This is a genomic window from Mycobacterium colombiense (assembly GCF_001953985.1).
GTDB classification, from domain to species: Bacteria; Actinomycetota; Actinomycetes; order Mycobacteriales; family Mycobacteriaceae; genus Mycobacterium; species Mycobacterium colombiense_B.
Window position 1 is genome coordinate 245916 of record NZ_MBEI01000056.1, and the last position, 14622, is coordinate 260537.

The 14622-nt window shown below is 66.9% G+C and carries 14 protein-coding genes; 7 read left to right on the forward strand and 7 right to left on the reverse strand.

Features of this window, described 5'->3' with window-relative positions:
• The first annotated feature begins 1 nt into the window (after position 1).
• Positions 2–2146, forward strand: a complete 2145-nt coding sequence (locus A5732_RS16885; RefSeq protein ID WP_076102809.1) for a 3-hydroxyacyl-CoA dehydrogenase NAD-binding domain-containing protein — start codon at positions 2–4, stop codon at positions 2144–2146.
• A 70-nt stretch (positions 2147–2216) separates the two neighbouring features.
• Here A5732_RS16885 and A5732_RS16890 read toward each other — a convergent pair whose 3' ends face one another.
• Genes A5732_RS16890 through A5732_RS16900 form a run of 3 tightly spaced genes read right to left on the reverse strand, consistent with a single transcriptional unit; the run spans position 2217 to position 4977 of the window.
• A complete protein-coding gene (locus A5732_RS16890; protein WP_076102810.1) occupies positions 2217–2822 on the reverse strand; it encodes a class I SAM-dependent methyltransferase in 606 nt (201 codons plus the stop codon).
• A 25-nt stretch (positions 2823–2847) separates the two neighbouring features.
• On the reverse strand, positions 2848–3708 hold the full coding sequence (locus A5732_RS16895; protein WP_076102811.1) for an LLM class F420-dependent oxidoreductase: 861 nt from the start codon (positions 3706–3708) through the stop codon (positions 2848–2850).
• A gap of 60 nt (positions 3709–3768) precedes the next feature.
• Positions 3769–4977: an FAD-dependent monooxygenase gene (locus tag A5732_RS16900; RefSeq protein ID WP_076102849.1), complete on the reverse strand. Its 1209-nt coding sequence runs from the start codon at positions 4975–4977 to the stop codon at positions 3769–3771.
• A gap of 78 nt (positions 4978–5055) precedes the next feature.
• Here A5732_RS16900 and A5732_RS16905 point away from each other — a divergent pair, with 78 nt between their 5' ends.
• Complete coding sequence (locus A5732_RS16905; protein ID WP_076055362.1) at positions 5056–5592, forward strand: TetR/AcrR family transcriptional regulator; 537 nt, start codon at positions 5056–5058, stop codon at positions 5590–5592.
• A gap of 22 nt (positions 5593–5614) precedes the next feature.
• Positions 5615–6598, forward strand: coding sequence for an LLM class F420-dependent oxidoreductase (locus A5732_RS16910; RefSeq protein ID WP_076055360.1), 984 nt, complete (start codon positions 5615–5617; stop codon positions 6596–6598).
• Here the strand turns inward: A5732_RS16910 and A5732_RS16915 are convergent.
• On the reverse strand, positions 6595–6888 hold the full coding sequence (locus A5732_RS16915) for a putative quinol monooxygenase (protein ID WP_007777203.1): 294 nt from the start codon (positions 6886–6888) through the stop codon (positions 6595–6597). The two genes, A5732_RS16910 and A5732_RS16915, sit on opposite strands and share 4 nt — an antisense overlap.
• A 151-nt stretch (positions 6889–7039) precedes the next feature.
• On the opposite strand from A5732_RS16915, the gene A5732_RS16920 reads away from it, so the two are divergent.
• Entirely contained in the window at positions 7040–7453 is a 414-nt protein-coding gene (locus A5732_RS16920) for a Zn-ribbon domain-containing OB-fold protein (RefSeq protein ID WP_064953121.1), read from the forward strand.
• Between the two features lie 21 nt (positions 7454–7474).
• Positions 7475–8620 (forward strand): thiolase family protein, encoded by a 1146-nt coding sequence (locus A5732_RS16925; protein ID WP_076055359.1) that lies wholly within the window; start codon positions 7475–7477, stop codon positions 8618–8620.
• A 41-nt stretch (positions 8621–8661) separates the two neighbouring features.
• On the opposite strand, the gene A5732_RS16930 is transcribed toward A5732_RS16925, so the two are convergent.
• Positions 8662–9846, reverse strand: coding sequence for an FAD-binding domain (locus A5732_RS16930; protein ID WP_076102812.1), 1185 nt, complete (start codon positions 9844–9846; stop codon positions 8662–8664).
• Positions 9847–9997: 151 nt separating this feature from the next.
• Here A5732_RS16930 and A5732_RS16935 point away from each other — a divergent pair, with 151 nt between their 5' ends.
• Positions 9998–10459: an STAS/SEC14 domain-containing protein gene (locus A5732_RS16935; RefSeq protein WP_253189079.1), complete on the forward strand. Its 462-nt coding sequence runs from the start codon at positions 9998–10000 to the stop codon at positions 10457–10459.
• Positions 10460–10524: 65 nt separating this feature from the next.
• Here the strand turns inward: A5732_RS16935 and A5732_RS16940 are convergent, their stop codons facing one another.
• Both A5732_RS16940 and A5732_RS16945 read right to left on the reverse strand, forming a co-directional pair.
• Positions 10525–12174: a DNA repair helicase XPB gene (locus tag A5732_RS16940; RefSeq protein ID WP_076102850.1), complete on the reverse strand. Its 1650-nt coding sequence runs from the start codon at positions 12172–12174 to the stop codon at positions 10525–10527.
• Positions 12175–12218: 44 nt separating this feature from the next.
• Positions 12219–14477 (reverse strand): helicase-associated domain-containing protein, encoded by a 2259-nt coding sequence (locus tag A5732_RS16945; protein WP_076102814.1) that lies wholly within the window; start codon positions 14475–14477, stop codon positions 12219–12221.
• Between A5732_RS16945 and A5732_RS27475 the strand changes: the two genes are divergently transcribed.
• Positions 14477–14620 carry a hypothetical protein gene (locus tag A5732_RS27475; RefSeq protein WP_216351585.1) on the forward strand — a complete coding sequence of 48 codons (144 nt, stop codon included), beginning with the start codon at positions 14477–14479 and terminating at the stop codon, positions 14618–14620. The two genes, A5732_RS16945 and A5732_RS27475, sit on opposite strands and share 1 nt — an antisense overlap.
• Positions 14621–14622 lie beyond the last annotated feature (2 nt).

Genomic DNA, 14622 nt, shown 5'->3' on the forward strand with positions numbered 1-14622 from the left:
CATGGCAGAGAACACCATTCAGTGGGATAAGGACGCCGACGGCATCGTCACGCTGACCCTGGACGACCCCACCGGGTCGGCCAACGTGATGAACGAGCACTACAGCGAGTCGATGCACAACGCTGTGGAACGCCTTGCCGCCGAGAAGGATTCGATCACCGGCGTGGTCATCACCAGCGCGAAGAAGACCTTCTTCGCCGGCGGTGACCTGAAGGGCATGATCAACCTCGGCCCGGAGAACGCCGGAGAGGCGTTCGACACGGTCGAGTCGGTCAAGCGTGACCTGCGCGCGCTGGAGACACTGGGCAAGCCGGTGGTCGCGGCCATCAATGGCGCCGCGCTCGGCGGTGGCCTGGAGATCGCACTCGCGTGTCACCACCGCATCGCCGCGGACGTCAAGGGTCTGGTCGTCGGCCTGCCAGAGGTCACGCTGGGCCTGCTGCCCGGCGGTGGCGGGGTGACCCGCACCGTGCGGATGTTCGGCATCCAGAACGCGTTCATGAACATCCTGTCGCAGGGCACCCGGTTCAAGCCGGACAAGGCCAAGGAGATCGGCCTGGTCGACGAACTCGTCGGCTCGGTCGACGAACTGGTGCCCGCCGCCAAGGCGTGGATCAAGGCCAACCCCGACTCACACGAACAGCCTTGGGACAAAAAGGGTTACAAGATGCCCGGCGGTACCCCGTCCAGCCCCGCGCTGGCCGGCATCCTGCCGTCGTTCCCGGCGCTGCTCAAGAAGCAGCTCAAGGGCGCGCCGATGCCGGCGCCGCGGGCCATCCTGGACGCGGCCGTCGAGGGCGCGCAGGTGGACTTCGACACCGCCAGCCGCATCGAGAGCCGCTACTTCACCCAGCTGGTCACCGGCCAGGTCGCCAAGAACATGATCCAGGCGTTCTTCCTGGACCTGCAGCACATCAACGGCGGTGGTTCCCGTCCGGACGGCATCGAGCCGGTCAAGATCAACAGGATCGGTGTGCTGGGCGCGGGCATGATGGGCGCCGGCATCGCCTACGTCTCGGCCAAGGCCGGGTACGAGGTGGTGCTCAAGGACGTCAGCCTCGAGGCCGCCCAGAAGGGCAAGGGCTACTCGGAAAAGCTTGAGGCCAAAGCACTTCAGCGTGGCAAGACCACCGAGGAGAAGAGCAAGGCGCTGCTGGACCGGATCACGCCGGCCGCCGACCCGGCCGACCTCAAGGGCGTCGACTTCGTGATCGAGGCCGTGTTCGAGAACCAGGAACTTAAGCACAAGGTGTTCCAGGAGATCGAGGACGTCGTCGAGCCCAACGCGCTGCTCGGGTCCAACACCTCGACGCTGCCGATCACCGGTCTGGCGACCGGCGTGAAGCGCCAGGAGGACTTCATCGGAATCCACTTCTTCTCGCCGGTCGACAAGATGCCGCTGGTGGAAATCATCAAGGGCGAGAAGACCTCTGACGAGGCGCTGGCCCGCGTGTTCGACTACACCCTGGCCATCGGCAAGACCCCGATCGTGGTCAACGACAGCCGCGGCTTCTTCACCAGCCGCGTCATCGGCACGTTCGTCAACGAGGCGCTCGCGATGCTGGGCGAGGGCGTGGAGCCGGCGAGCGTCGAGCACGCCGGGTCGCAGGCCGGCTACCCGGCCCCGCCACTGCAGCTGTCCGACGAGCTCAACCTGGAGCTGATGCACAAGATCGCGACGGCCACCCGCAAGGGCGTCGAGGACGCGGGCGGCACCTACGAGCCGCACCCGGCCGAGGCCGTCGTCGAGAAGATGATCGAGCTCGAACGCCCGTCGCGGCTGAAGGGCGCGGGCTTCTACGAGTACGTCGACGGGAAGCGGACCCGGCTGTGGCCGGGCCTGCGCGAGACGTTCAAGTCGGGCAGCGCGGAAATTCCGTTGCAGGACATGATCGATCGCATGCTGTTCGCCGAGGCGCTGGAGACGCAGAAGTGCCTCGACGAGGGCGTGCTGACGTCGACCGCGGACGCCAACATCGGGTCGATCATGGGCATCGGCTTCCCGCCGTACACCGGTGGTAGCGCGCAGTTCATCGTCGGTTACCAGGGCGCGGGTGGTATCGGCAAGGAAGCGTTTGTGGCCCGGGCCAAGGAACTGGCCGCTAAGTACGGCGACCGCTTCCTGCCGCCGGCGTCGCTGAGCTAGGTACTACGAACGCGAAAGCCCCCGAAACAACGAGGTTTCGGGGGCTTTTGCGTGTTGGGATCGCGAAAGGCTAACTACGCCTTTGGAACAGGTAGTACCACGCCGGGGTCTTCTCGGCGCGGTCCAGCTCGCGTTCGGCGCCGGCCGCCAACAGCGTCCAGCTCTGGGTGAATCGCCGTTCCATCTCGGCGCGGTCGACACCGCGCACCCCGACCCGGCCGCCGGGGATGAATGCGACGATCAGCAACCGCGCGCCCGGTGCCGCGACGGCGGTGATCTCCCGGACGTAGGCGTCGCGATCCGCGTCGCTCATGTTGTGCAGGCATGCGTTGTCGACGATCAGCTCGAAGTTCGCGCCGATGCCGGCCCGGCTCAGCTGCGTGACGTCGGCCTGGACGAACTCGACCGCGGCGCCGGCCGCGCGTGCTTTGGCGCGCGCCCGCTCGAGGGGCTTGGCCACGAAGTCGACCGCGGTGACATTCCAGCCGTGTTGGGCGAGATAGATGGAGCAGTCACCGGTACCGCAGCCGACCTCCAGGGCCCGCCCGGCGGGCAGTGCCGCGGCGTCGCGCGTTCCCTCGACCAGATCCCGCACGCTCTGCGCGAGCGGGTGACCCTCCCACGGGGTGAAACCGATGCGATAGAAGATCCGAAACAGCGTTTGTTTGGAAGCCATAGCTCACCCTAGGCTCGTCGGCCCCTCACCGGGAGGCGGCGGCGATGCGGCGCCATTCCTCCCGCGGGAACGCCCGGGGATCGGCTCGCAGCACCTGAACGCAGACGTGGTCGGCGCCCGCGGACCGATGCTCGGCGACGCGGCGCATGACGGTCTCCTCATCACCCCACGCGATGATCGCGTTGAAGAGACGATCGCTGACCTGCGACAGGTCGTCTTGGGAGAAGCCGCTGCGCAGCAGGTTGTTGGCGTAGTTGGGAAGCGCCAAATACGCACGCAGCCAATCGGTTCCGATCTGGCGGGCCTCATCGGCGCTATCGGTCAGGATCACCGTCTGTTCGGGAAGCAGCAACGGGCCCGCGCCCAAAGTCGAACGGGCGGAAGCGGTGTGCTCGGGGGTGACGAGGTAAGGGTGGGCGCCGCCGGCGCGGGTCGCCGACAGCGTCAGCATCTTGGGGCCGAGCGCGGCCAGCACCCGGCGGTCGGTGGGAACCGGCCGCGGCGCCGCATCCAAGCCGTCCAGGAAGGACTCCGTCGCCGCCAGCGGTTTGCGGTATCGCCCGGGTTGGCCTGCATCGATCAGCGGGGCGTGGCTGACACCGATTCCGAGGAGGAAGCGGTCGCCGTGCTCGGCGGTCAGCGTCGCATAGGATTCGGCGACATCGGCGGGCGAATGCATCCACAGATTCAGGATTCCCGTGGCGATCACGGTCCGCCTGGTCGCGCCGAGCAGATGGGCCACCGCGTCGAACACCGGGCCGCCGACGTCCGGTATCCACAGCGCTGGGAAGCCCAGTTCGTCGAGTTCGGCTGCGGCCTCGGCGGATTCGGCCGGGTCGCCGTAGCGCAGTTGACTACTCCAGATTCCAACACCGGTCAGTTCCATGTGCGGCCTTCCCTTCGTGGCGCGCGGCTGCTCGGGGCCGCGGCTCTACAGGACATGCTGTCAGATGTCGCTTCCGGTGTATCCGGGAACCGGCATCGAATCGTGCATCCGGATGCCCTTGGTGTTGAGCTTGGCCACGGACCGGGACAGCGACCCGGGCATCGCCGAGATCAGCTGGGCGCCACGGGTCAACGCCCACACGCCAATTCGTGAACCGGGGATGATGCCCCTGGCGGCGCCGCGGGCGAAATTCCTGCTGCGGTGCACCGGTTCGTGCATCCGCAACTCGTAGGCGGCGAACGCGCGCAGGTGGTCGCCGTCGGCCTCGGCGAGTTCGCCGGCCAGCACGTAGGCGCCGAGCACGGCGAGGCTGGTGCTGCCGCCCACCGCGGGTCCCGGGCAGTATCCGGCGTCGCCGACCAGGGTGACCCGGCGGCGCGACCACCGGTCGGTGCGCAGTTGGGTGATCGAGTCGAAGTAGAAGGTGGGCGTGCGCTCCAGCTCGCCCAGCCAGTTGTCCACCTGGTCGTGCATCCCACTGAAGGCCTGGTGCAGTAATTTCTTCTGCCGCAAGGCATCGCGATGGTCATAGTCCAATTCCGTTTTGCTGCGGAACATGAACACCGCGCGGGCGTCGTCCAGGTGATCCGCCGTGTAGATCCCGGCGAAACGGCCGGCGCCGACGTGCGCGACCATCTCGCCGGAATCGACCAGCGCCTTGGGTGCCGACACCACCGACAGGTATCCCCCGAGGAAGCGCGTCAGATCGGCCTCCTCGCCGAAGGTCAGGCGCCGGACGTGGGAGTGCAGCCCATCGGCGCCCACGATGACGTCGAAGGTGCGCGCCGGGGCGTGCTCGAATGTCACGGTGCCGTCGTGCTCGATCGCGGTGATCGAGTCGCCGAACAGGTACTCGACGTCGTCACGGGCGGCGTCGTAGTAGATCTCGCTCAGGTCGTCGCGCATGATCTCCGCGTGCCGGTCGGAGGTGGCGGCATAGATCTTGGTGAGGTCGATCCGGGTGGCCTTCGTCCGGCCTTCCCGGTACATCGTCAGCCGTTCCGTTCCGGTGGCCAGTGCCTCAATGCGAGGGAGGACGCCCATCTTCGCCGAGATTTCCATTGCGGGACGGAACAAGTCGACGGCGTGGCCGCCGGTTTTGCGCAGCGTCGGCGCGCGCTCCACCACGGTGACGTCGAAGCCGTACCGGTTCAGCCAGTACGCCAGGACCGGGCCGGCGATGCTGGCGCCAGAGATGAGTATCCGCATGATCACCCCCACACTTACTTAACGTTCGGTAAGCATAACATTCCACTTACCTATCGGTAAGTCAGATAAACTCGTGGGGTGAGCAGGCCCCGGTCGGACACCCGTGAGCGCATCCAGGAGGTGGCCCGCGAGCTGTTCTTGCGGCGAGGCGTGCAGCGCACCAGCCTGCAGGACATCGCAAATGAGCTGGGCATCACCAAACCCGCGCTGTACTACCACTTTCCGTCACGCGAAGACCTGGTGCGCAGCATCCTGGTGCCGCTGATCGACGAGGGAGAACGGTTCGTCGCCGAGCACGAGAGCCGCCGCCACAACGATGTGCGTGAGCTGCTGGAGGGCTATTTCGACTTCCACTACCGGCACCGGCGGGATCTGGTGCTGCTGTTGACCGAGCTGTCCACGCTGATCGACCTCGACCTCATCGACACCGTGCTCGCGTGGCGGGAGCGGCTCGCCAGGCTGGTCTTCGGCAAGAAGCCGACGCTCGCGCAGTCCACTCGGGCGGTGGTCGCGTTCGGCGGCTTGCAGGACTGCTGCGTGCAGTTTCCCGATGCGCCCCACGAGGAGCTGCGCGAGAAGTCGGTGGCGGCCGCACTCGACGCGCTGGGCGGCTAACCCAGGGCTACAGTCCCTAGTTATGCGCTTTGGACTCTTCATCCCGCAGGGCTGGCGGATGGATCTGGTTGACATCGAGCCCGAAAAACACTGGGCGGTGATGCGCGACCTGGCCACCTACGCCGACAGCAGTGCGTGGGACTCGTTGTGGGTCTACGACCACTTCCACACCGTGCCGATGCCGACCGGCGAGGCCACACATGAAGCGTGGTCGCTGATGGCGGCCTACGCGGCCACCACGTCGCGGATCAAGCTCGGCCAGATGTGCACGGCGATGAGCTACCGCAACCCCGTCTACCTCGCCAAGGTGGCCGCGACGGCCGACATCATCTCCGGTGGCCGCATCCAGATGGGCATCGGCGGCGGCTGGTACGAACATGAGTGGCGCGCTTATGGTTACGGGTTCCCCTCGGCAGGTGTGCGATTGGGCCGGCTGGACGAAGGCGTGCAGATCATGCGCGATGCGTGGCGCGACGGCAAGGTCAGCTTGCAAGGCAAGCATTATCAGGTCGACGGCGCGATCGTTGAACCGAAACCATTGCAGAACAACGGGATTCCGCTATGGATCGCCGGTGGCGGCGAGAAGGTGACGTTGCGCATCGCCGCGCAGTACGCGCAATACACCAACTTCACGCCGGAGCTCGAGGCCTTCAAACACAAATCGGATGTGCTGGCGGAGCACTGTCGTGAGGTGGGCACCGACTTCGACGCCATCGTGCGCTCGGCCAACTTCAGCGCGATCATCGGCACCTCCGAGGCCGACGTCAAAGACCGGCGGCTGCGGATACGCGCCCGCATGTCCCGCTACGTCCCCGAGGCGGCCGCGGATGCCATGCTCTCCGGCGGTTCGGAGGGAGCAACGGGCACAACGGAACAGGTCATCGAGCGGATCGCCAAGGTCCGCGACCTCGGGTGCGAATACGCGATCTGCTACTTCCCCGAGGCCGCCTACGACCGGTCCGGCATCGAGCTGTTCGAACGCGAAGTGATTCCCGCGCTGAGCTAGATGTCGCTGGTGACGTACCTGGTCTTGGCCGGGGGCGCGGCCAGCAGCGGAGGAAGCTGTGTCAGCTTGCCTTCGCCGGCGCGAAACGCGCGGTACGCCTCGTCGTGTTCGACCGTCTCCCACAACTCGTAGATGAGCCAGTGCGCTTCGTCGTCCTCATCGACAAGGACGTCGGTGCGGACGTTGCCGTCGAACGCCCGGGTGTCCTGCAGCGCCCGGCCCATCAGCTCGCGCCCCGCAGCGACCTCGTCGGGCTTGAATCTGAGCTCGAGTATCACCGTGACCGTCATGGGCCCAACTTATCTCCGCGCCCCGGGCGGCCGATGGCCTGGCCTTCCTCCCACGGATGAGAATGCGGTTTCCACTTTTCGGAAAGCTGTTATACGGTTCAGTGAGCAATATTCTGTTGGCGGATTGTGGACGATCCTGGAGGATCCCTCGATGCAGAAGGCACTAGCCCCCGAGATCTCTACCTGGCCCGATGAGAGCCCGCAGCTGATCGGCAGCCGATGTGGCAGCTGTGCGGCCACCACCTTCCCGGTGCAGCAGTGGTGCCCGCGATGCAGCGCCGCGGACATGTCCGATGTGCTGTTGCCCCGGCGCGGGACGCTGGTGGCGTGGACCACCCAGGGGTTCCCGCCCGGAGCTCCCTATGCCGGCCCCACCGGCAAGGACTTCGTGCCCTTCGGCGTGGGGTTGGTCCAGCTCGGTGACGTCATCCGCGTCGAAGGCCGGTTGACCGAGAACGACCCGGCCAAGCTGCAGTTCGGCCAGGAAGTCGAACTCACCATGGTGCCTTTCGCGACCGACGACGAGGGCGCCGAAATCATCACGTTCGCGTTCCAGCCGGTCTGAGAAGATCCAGGAGGATTTGAGATGACCAACGACGTCGCCATCATCGGCGTGGGCCTGCACCCGTTCGGCCGGTTCGAGAAGACCGCGATGCAGATGGGCGCCGAGGCCGTCCAGCTCGCGCTCAAAGACGCCGGGGTGGACTGGAAGGACATCCAGTTCGGCTTCGGGGGCAGCTACGAGGTCTCCAACCCCGACGCGGTGACGCGGCTGGTCGGGCTGACCGGTATCACGTTCACCAACGTGTTCAACGCCTGCGCGACGTCGGCCAGCGCCATTCAGCAGACCGCCGACACCATCCGGCTGGGCAAGTACGACATCGGCATCGCGATCGGGCTCGACAAGCACCCGCGCGGCGCCTTCACCGACGACCCCGCCAAGCTTGCGCTGCCCCAGTGGTACGCCAACAACGGCCAGTTCGTCACCACCAAGTTCTTCGGGATGAAGGCCAACAAGTACATCCACGACCACCACATCTCCCAGGAGACGCTGGCGCGGGTGGCCAACAAGAACTTCCGCAATGGTGCGCTGAACCCGAATGCCTTCCGGCGCAAGGAGATCTCCGTCGAGGAGATCCTCAACTCGCCCGCGCTGAACTACCCGTTGACGCAGTACATGTTCTGCGCGCCCGACGAGGGGGCCGCCGCGGTCATCATGTGTCGCGCGGATCTGGCCGAAAAGTTCACCGACAAGCCGGTTTACGTGCGCGCCTGCGAGATTCGGACCCGGCGCTTCGGTGCCTACGAGGTGCACGCCACCTCGGCGCCGTTGGACGAGGACGCGTCACCGACGGTGTATGCGGCCAAGGCCGCCTACGAGGCGGCCGGCATCGGCCCGGAGGACGTCGACGTCGCGCAGCTGCAGGACACCGACGCCGGCGCCGAGGTGATCCACATGGCCGAGACCGGTCTGTGCGCGGACGGCGAGCAGGAGAAGCTGCTGGCCGACGGCGCCACCGAAATCCACGGCTCGATGCCGGTCAACACCGACGGCGGGCTGATCGCGAACGGCGAGCCGATCGGCGCGTCGGGGCTGCGGCAGATGCACGAATTGGTGCGGCAGTTGCGCGGCGAGGCGGGGGAGCGTCAGGTGCCCGGCAACCCGCGCGTAGGGCTGGCCCAGGTGTACGGCGCGCCCGGCACCGCGTCGGCGACCATCCTGTCGCGCTAAACCGCCTGAGCCCAAACCCTTCTCAGGTCCAATCGTCCGGTTTAGAGTGCATATTCGGGTAAGGCGATGTCGTCACGGAATTCACTCCGGACGACCCGGTCGGCCAGCCGCGGAATGTTCAACAGTTTGGACGCTTGGTTGCGGGTCCACAGACCCAGCGCCGTCTTTGGCGTGAACATCGTGGCGAATGCGCGCGCCGACCGTTGCCTGGCCTCGACCACCGGACGCAGCTGACGCTCGTAGCGACGAAACGCATCCTGGTGATCGGCTCCCGCCCGGCTGAGTTCGCCCGCCAGTGTGTAGGCCTGCACCATTGCCAGGCCGGTCCCTTCGCCTGCCAGCAAAGAGACCGCGGCCGCGGCGTCACCGATGAGCGCTACTCGCCCGTCCGACCAGTGGTCCATGACGATTTGGCTGGTGCGATCGAAGTAGACATCGGAGGCGCCGTCGAGTCGGCGCAGGATCTCCGGGCATTCCCAGCCCGCGTTGCCGAAGACCTGATGCAGGGTTGCCTTGGCCTGTGACACATCTTGCGGCTCGGGACCGCTCATGTGATCAGCGGTGAAAACGAAAAGAAACATCGTCTTCTCGTTACGCATTGCGAATCGGGCGATCATGCGTCCCGGCAGGGTGTAGGCGAGGTAGACGAGTTCATCACGCGGCCGATAGCCCTCGGCTTCAAACGCCGCGACTCTGTAGCCGAGATCCGTTTCAAATCTGGATTGCGGGCCGAATACCAAGTCGCGCACGGGAGAATGGATTCCACCCGCACCGATGAGCAGGTCGAAGTGCCGTGATCCGCCGCCCTCGAGTGTGACTCGCACACCCGCATCGTGTTGCTCGATAGCCGAGACGGTTTCACCGAACAGAGTTTCGGCGCGGTTGTCGATGGAGCGATAGATCATGGCCGACAGATCACCACGTGGCACGGTGACGAACCGGCCATCGACGTTCCGCCGGAACGGTTCAGCCGAAAAGCCCCCCACCCGCCTCGAATTCCGGTCCACGAGTCGCACCTCGCGCACCGCGTATCCCGTGGCGTGCAGCTCGGCGGTGAGTCCCATGCGTTCGGCAACGGCATACCCGCCGCCCCAAAAGTCCACGATGTAGCCGCCGGTGCGAAGCCGCGGTGTCTTCTCGATCAAGGTTGGTTCGTGGCCATACCGTGACAGCCAATACGTAAGAGTGGGGCCGGCGATACCGGCGCCGACAATGCCGATCTTCATGTGCTCGCCTCCGCGGTGATGGATGGGATTACTATATCACCATGCAATAGTTGCAATAGGACATCAAATACGGTGCCGAAGTGACCGTGAAAGCGTTGATCGCCTCCGTCGGCGCCGTGGAGGAGGTGCTGTGCTGAGGGAACTTACGGGCATGCCCGCGGGCATTCATGCGCTCGAAGCCACCGGGACGGTGACGGCAGTGGATTACGAGCGAATCTTCAGGCCGATGGTCGAAGGGGCAGGGCGCACAGAAGGTCGGTTGCGATTGCTGTACCAATTCGGCCCGGGATTCCAGCGCATTACGGGGGGAGCGCTATGGGCGGACGCGCGGCTCGGAACGGGCTATCTGCCGTTGCTCGACGGGTGCGCCGTCGTGAGCGATATCGGCTGGATTCGGGCAACAAGCCGCGCCATCGGCGGCTGGATGCCATGCCCGCTTCGGGCCTACTACAACGACGAACGCGATGACGCCGTCGCGTGGCTGGCCTCGCTGTCGGAATGCCCGGGCATCTCCGCCCGCGACATGGCCAAGGCCTACGTCGGTGGAGTCGGCGCTGCTCTCGTGACCCTTGCTGGGTTTGCGGTCTCGAAGAGAGGTCAAGAGCCGGAATAGAATTCGTTGATCACGGCGCGTTGAACAACATCGGGGCCGCTGCGCTGATCGGCGACCCGCCACAACTAAATCGCCGGCCCCAGCAGGTCGTCCGCGTCGCGGATGATGTAGCCGTAACCCTGCTCGGCCAAGAAGCGCTGCCGGTGCGCGGCGTATTCGGCGTCCAGGCTGTCGCGCGCCACCACGGAATAGAAGATGGCGCCCCCACCGTCTGACTTGGGCCGCAGCAGCCGACCCAGCCGTTGCGCCTCCTCCTGGCGTGAGCCGAACGTTCCCGAAACCTGCACTGCCACAGAGGCTTCCGGCAGATCGATGGAGAAGTTCGCCACTTTGGACACCACCAGGGTGGACAACTCGCCGCGCCGGAACGCGTCGAACAGCTCTTCGCGTTCCTTGGTGCGGGTGGACCCCTGGATCACCGGGGCGTTCAGCTCGGCACCGAGCTCGTCGAGCTGATCGAGGTAGGCGCCGATCACCAGCGTCTGCTCGCCGGGATGCTTCGCCAGGATCGATTTGACCACAGCGATTTTGGTGTGCACCGTCGAGCACAGCTTGTACCGCTCTTCGGGCTCGGAGGTGGCGTACAGCATCCGCTCGTTGTCCGTCATGGTGACCCGCACCTCGACGCATTCGGCCGGCGCGATCCACCCCTGCGCCTCGATGTCCTTCCACGGCGCGTCATACCGTTTCGGGCCGATCAGCGAGAACACGTCGCCCTCGCGGCCGTCCTCACGGACCAGTGTGGCGGTCAGGCCCAGGCGCCGCTTGGACTGCAGATCGGCGGTCATCCGGAACACCGGCGCCGGCAACAGGTGAACCTCGTCGTAGATGATCAGCCCCCAGTCCCGGCTGTCGAACAGCTCCAGGTGCCGGTACTCGCCCTTGGTGCGCCGCGTGATCATCTGATACGTCGAAATGGTGACCGGCCGGATCTCCTTGCGTTCCCCGGAGTATTCGCCGATCTCGTCCTCGGTGAGCGACGTGCGCGCGATCAGCTCGCGCTTCCATTGCCGCGCCGCGACGATATTGGTGACCAGAATCAGCGTCGTCGCACCGGCTTTCGCCATGGCGGCCGCGCCCACCAGCGTCTTACCGGCGCCGCACGGAAGCACCACCACCCCGGAGCCGCCGGACCAGAACGAATCGGTGGCCATCTGCTGATAGTCGCGCAGGTGCCAGCCGTCCTGGGCCAGGCTGATCGGATGCGCTTCGCCGTCCACGTAGCCCGCGAGATCCTCTGCGGGCCAACCGATTTTGAGCAGCATCTGCTTGACGCGGCCGCGCTCGCTGGGGTGGACGATGACAGTGTCGTCGTCGATGCGGGCGCCGAGCATGGGGGCGATCTTCTTGTTGCGCAACACCTCTTCGAGCACCGCGCGATCCAGGCTCACCAGCGTCAGGCCGTGCGCGGGGTTCTTCACCAGTTGCAGGCGGCCGTAGCGGGCCATGGTGTCGACGATGTCGACCAGCAGGGGCTGGGGCACCGCGTAGCGCGAGAAGCTCACCAGCGCGTCGACAACCTGCTCGGCGTCATGACCGGCGGCGCGCGCATTCCACAGCGCCAGCGGCGTGATGCGGTACGTGTGCACGTGCTCGGGCGCGCGCTCCAGCTCGGCGAACGGCGCGATGGCGGCGCGCGCCGCGCCGGCCTGCCCATGGTCCACCTCGAGCAGCACCGTCTTATCCGACTGCACGATCAACGGTCCGTCAGACATCGTCAGCGCCACTCCTCCTCATCTGTGCTTCTGCATGCCGACCATTATCCGGCGGTGGCCGACACGACCGACGTGATGCGGTGGATGGCGAAGTCACGCAGCCGCCCGGACGCGGAATCGAAGGCGACCAGCTGACCGCCTTTGATGGTGATCGGCGACACCACCCGCTGGGTGGCCACGCCCGCCGCATCCAGATAACCGATCACCAGGGTGTCTTGTTCCTTGGCCGCGCGCTGCAGCTGGGTCATGGTGACGGCGGGATCGACGCGGATATTGCCGAACGGCGCGGCGGTCACCTTGCGCAGCACCGCCACCACCGCGTTGAGGCTTTCGCTGTTGGGACGCCGGACCGGACGATACGGGCGGCGCTGCTGGGGTGTGGCCACCCGGGCGCCGCGCGGACGCACGTCGACGATGGCGCCGGAGGAATCCTCGGCCGCCGGAGCGAAGCCCGCCGCGCGCAACGCGACGAGCACCTCGCTAATGGGCGCCGGCGACACCGCGACCGTCGGCGCCAGCGCCCGCAACTGCACCCCTTCGGTCGCCGGCGCGGCAACGGCCTGCGCCAGCAGCGCGGGGTCCTCGCAGCGCACGAACGACGCGGCCATGCCGATCCGCAGCTGCCCATGCCGGCGCGCGACATCGTCGATGAGATAAGTAAGCCCTTGGGGCACTGGGGTTTTGGAATGGTTGGCGAACAGGGAATGCATCCAGTCACGCGTCTTGCCGACATCGAGTGCGTGCCGGATCGACTGCTCGCTGACCCGGTACACCATCGCGGTGCCGGCCGATTCGACGGTGGCAACGACGGCGAGTTGCTCGGCCAGGTCGCGCTCCAACGGCCCGGGCACGACCACGGTCAGGTCCGCCTGCACCAGGAAGTGGTCGACCGGTTTGGGCAGGGCCCGGTTCATCGCCTCGATCGCGACCTGCGGATCCCCGTCGTCGTCCAGCAACGCTCGCCCCGGCGTGCTGATCGCCCCGCGGCCCACCAGGCCCAGGGCGTTGCTCTCGGCGAGCAGGTCGGCGACGGGTCCGGGCTGCAACCGCTTCGCCCAGCGCGGACGCCGCCAGATCAGCGCCGCGGAGGCTGTCGCCGCATTGACGCCGGCGCCCGGCGACAGCTCGGACAGCATGCCGAGTAACAGCCGTCGATCCAGCGGCGCGGCCGTGGAGTACAGCCCGTCGGTGAGGGCTCCGTAGGGCTTGGCGTCGGGCCCGCGGCTGCCGATCAGCGCCGGGCGACCGGGAAGGTCGAGCCAACTGCTCGCCAACAGCTGCCAGCGCTCGGCGGCCGACATCGCGGCGTACCGGTCGGTGGCGATGGTCGGCGCCCAATACGGTGCCTCGCCGGTGACCGGCTCGGGGTCGGGCATGCCGCTGGCGATCAATCCGGCCGCGGCCGCGACTTCGAGGATCAACCCCAGCCGCGGCTCCTCGATGCCCGTCGCCTTGCTCAGCCGCTTGACGTCACGAATGCCCAGCCCGCCGCTGCGCAGCTCGGAAACCGGTGCGGTGGAAAGCGTTTCAAGCAGGACGTCGACCTCGTGCAGCAAATCGATGACGGCCCCGGCGGCCGCCGCGTCGGCGTCGTCGGCCGTGGTCGTCGACACCACCGGGTCGGGCGCGGTCAGCTGCATGGGGCCGGGCTGCTCGCCGCGCAACACCTGCCCGACGTGGCGGGGCAGGATCACCGTCTCGGCGTCGATGCGCCGCAGCAGCCCCATGGCCAGCAGCTGGGGCACCGGCCGGTCGGTGGGTGCGCCGGGCGCGGCGTCGCGGGTGCGGCCCATCGGGGAGCCCTCGAGAAGTTTCTCCAACACATCGAGCTGCGCCTGGTTGAGGTCGTCGATCAGGCCGGCGATCTCCTCGGCGCCGCGCGAGGTGTCCTCGAGGATGACCTGCCCCGGATGCCACGGCATTCCGGTCGCGGCGTCGGCGGCCACCCGCAGCGCGGCCTCGCCCCACACCAGGGCGCGCAGCCGGAGGTCGTCGACGGCGTCGAGGACGTCGGTTTCGGGGGCGCGGTCATCGATCAGCGCCAGCAGCTTCGCGGTCGGCACCGGCTCCGCGTCGGCCTGCAGCACCAGCAGCGCGTCGAGGACGGCCAGGCGCAGGAAGTCGAGGTCGTCGGTGCCGGCCTTGATCGACTGGCGGGCCTGGGCGCGCGCGGCCAGTGCGGCGATGCTGCCGGGTGGGGGCTGGGCGAGGTCCGGCCGCAATTCCAACAGTCGGATCAGCCGCTCATCGGATAACTCGGCCAGCCAAGACCCCAGCGGGATATCCGGGGTGTTGTCGGTCATTGCTGACCAGCGTAAAGCAGGTGACGGGTGCCGAGCAGAGCTCGATGGGTGATCGCCTCACCTTGGCGTTGACCATCGGCGGCGAGGGCCGTGCGTCTCCGAACCCCCGGGTCTTGCGGCGCATGCTGTGCGGCCACCTGTAAGA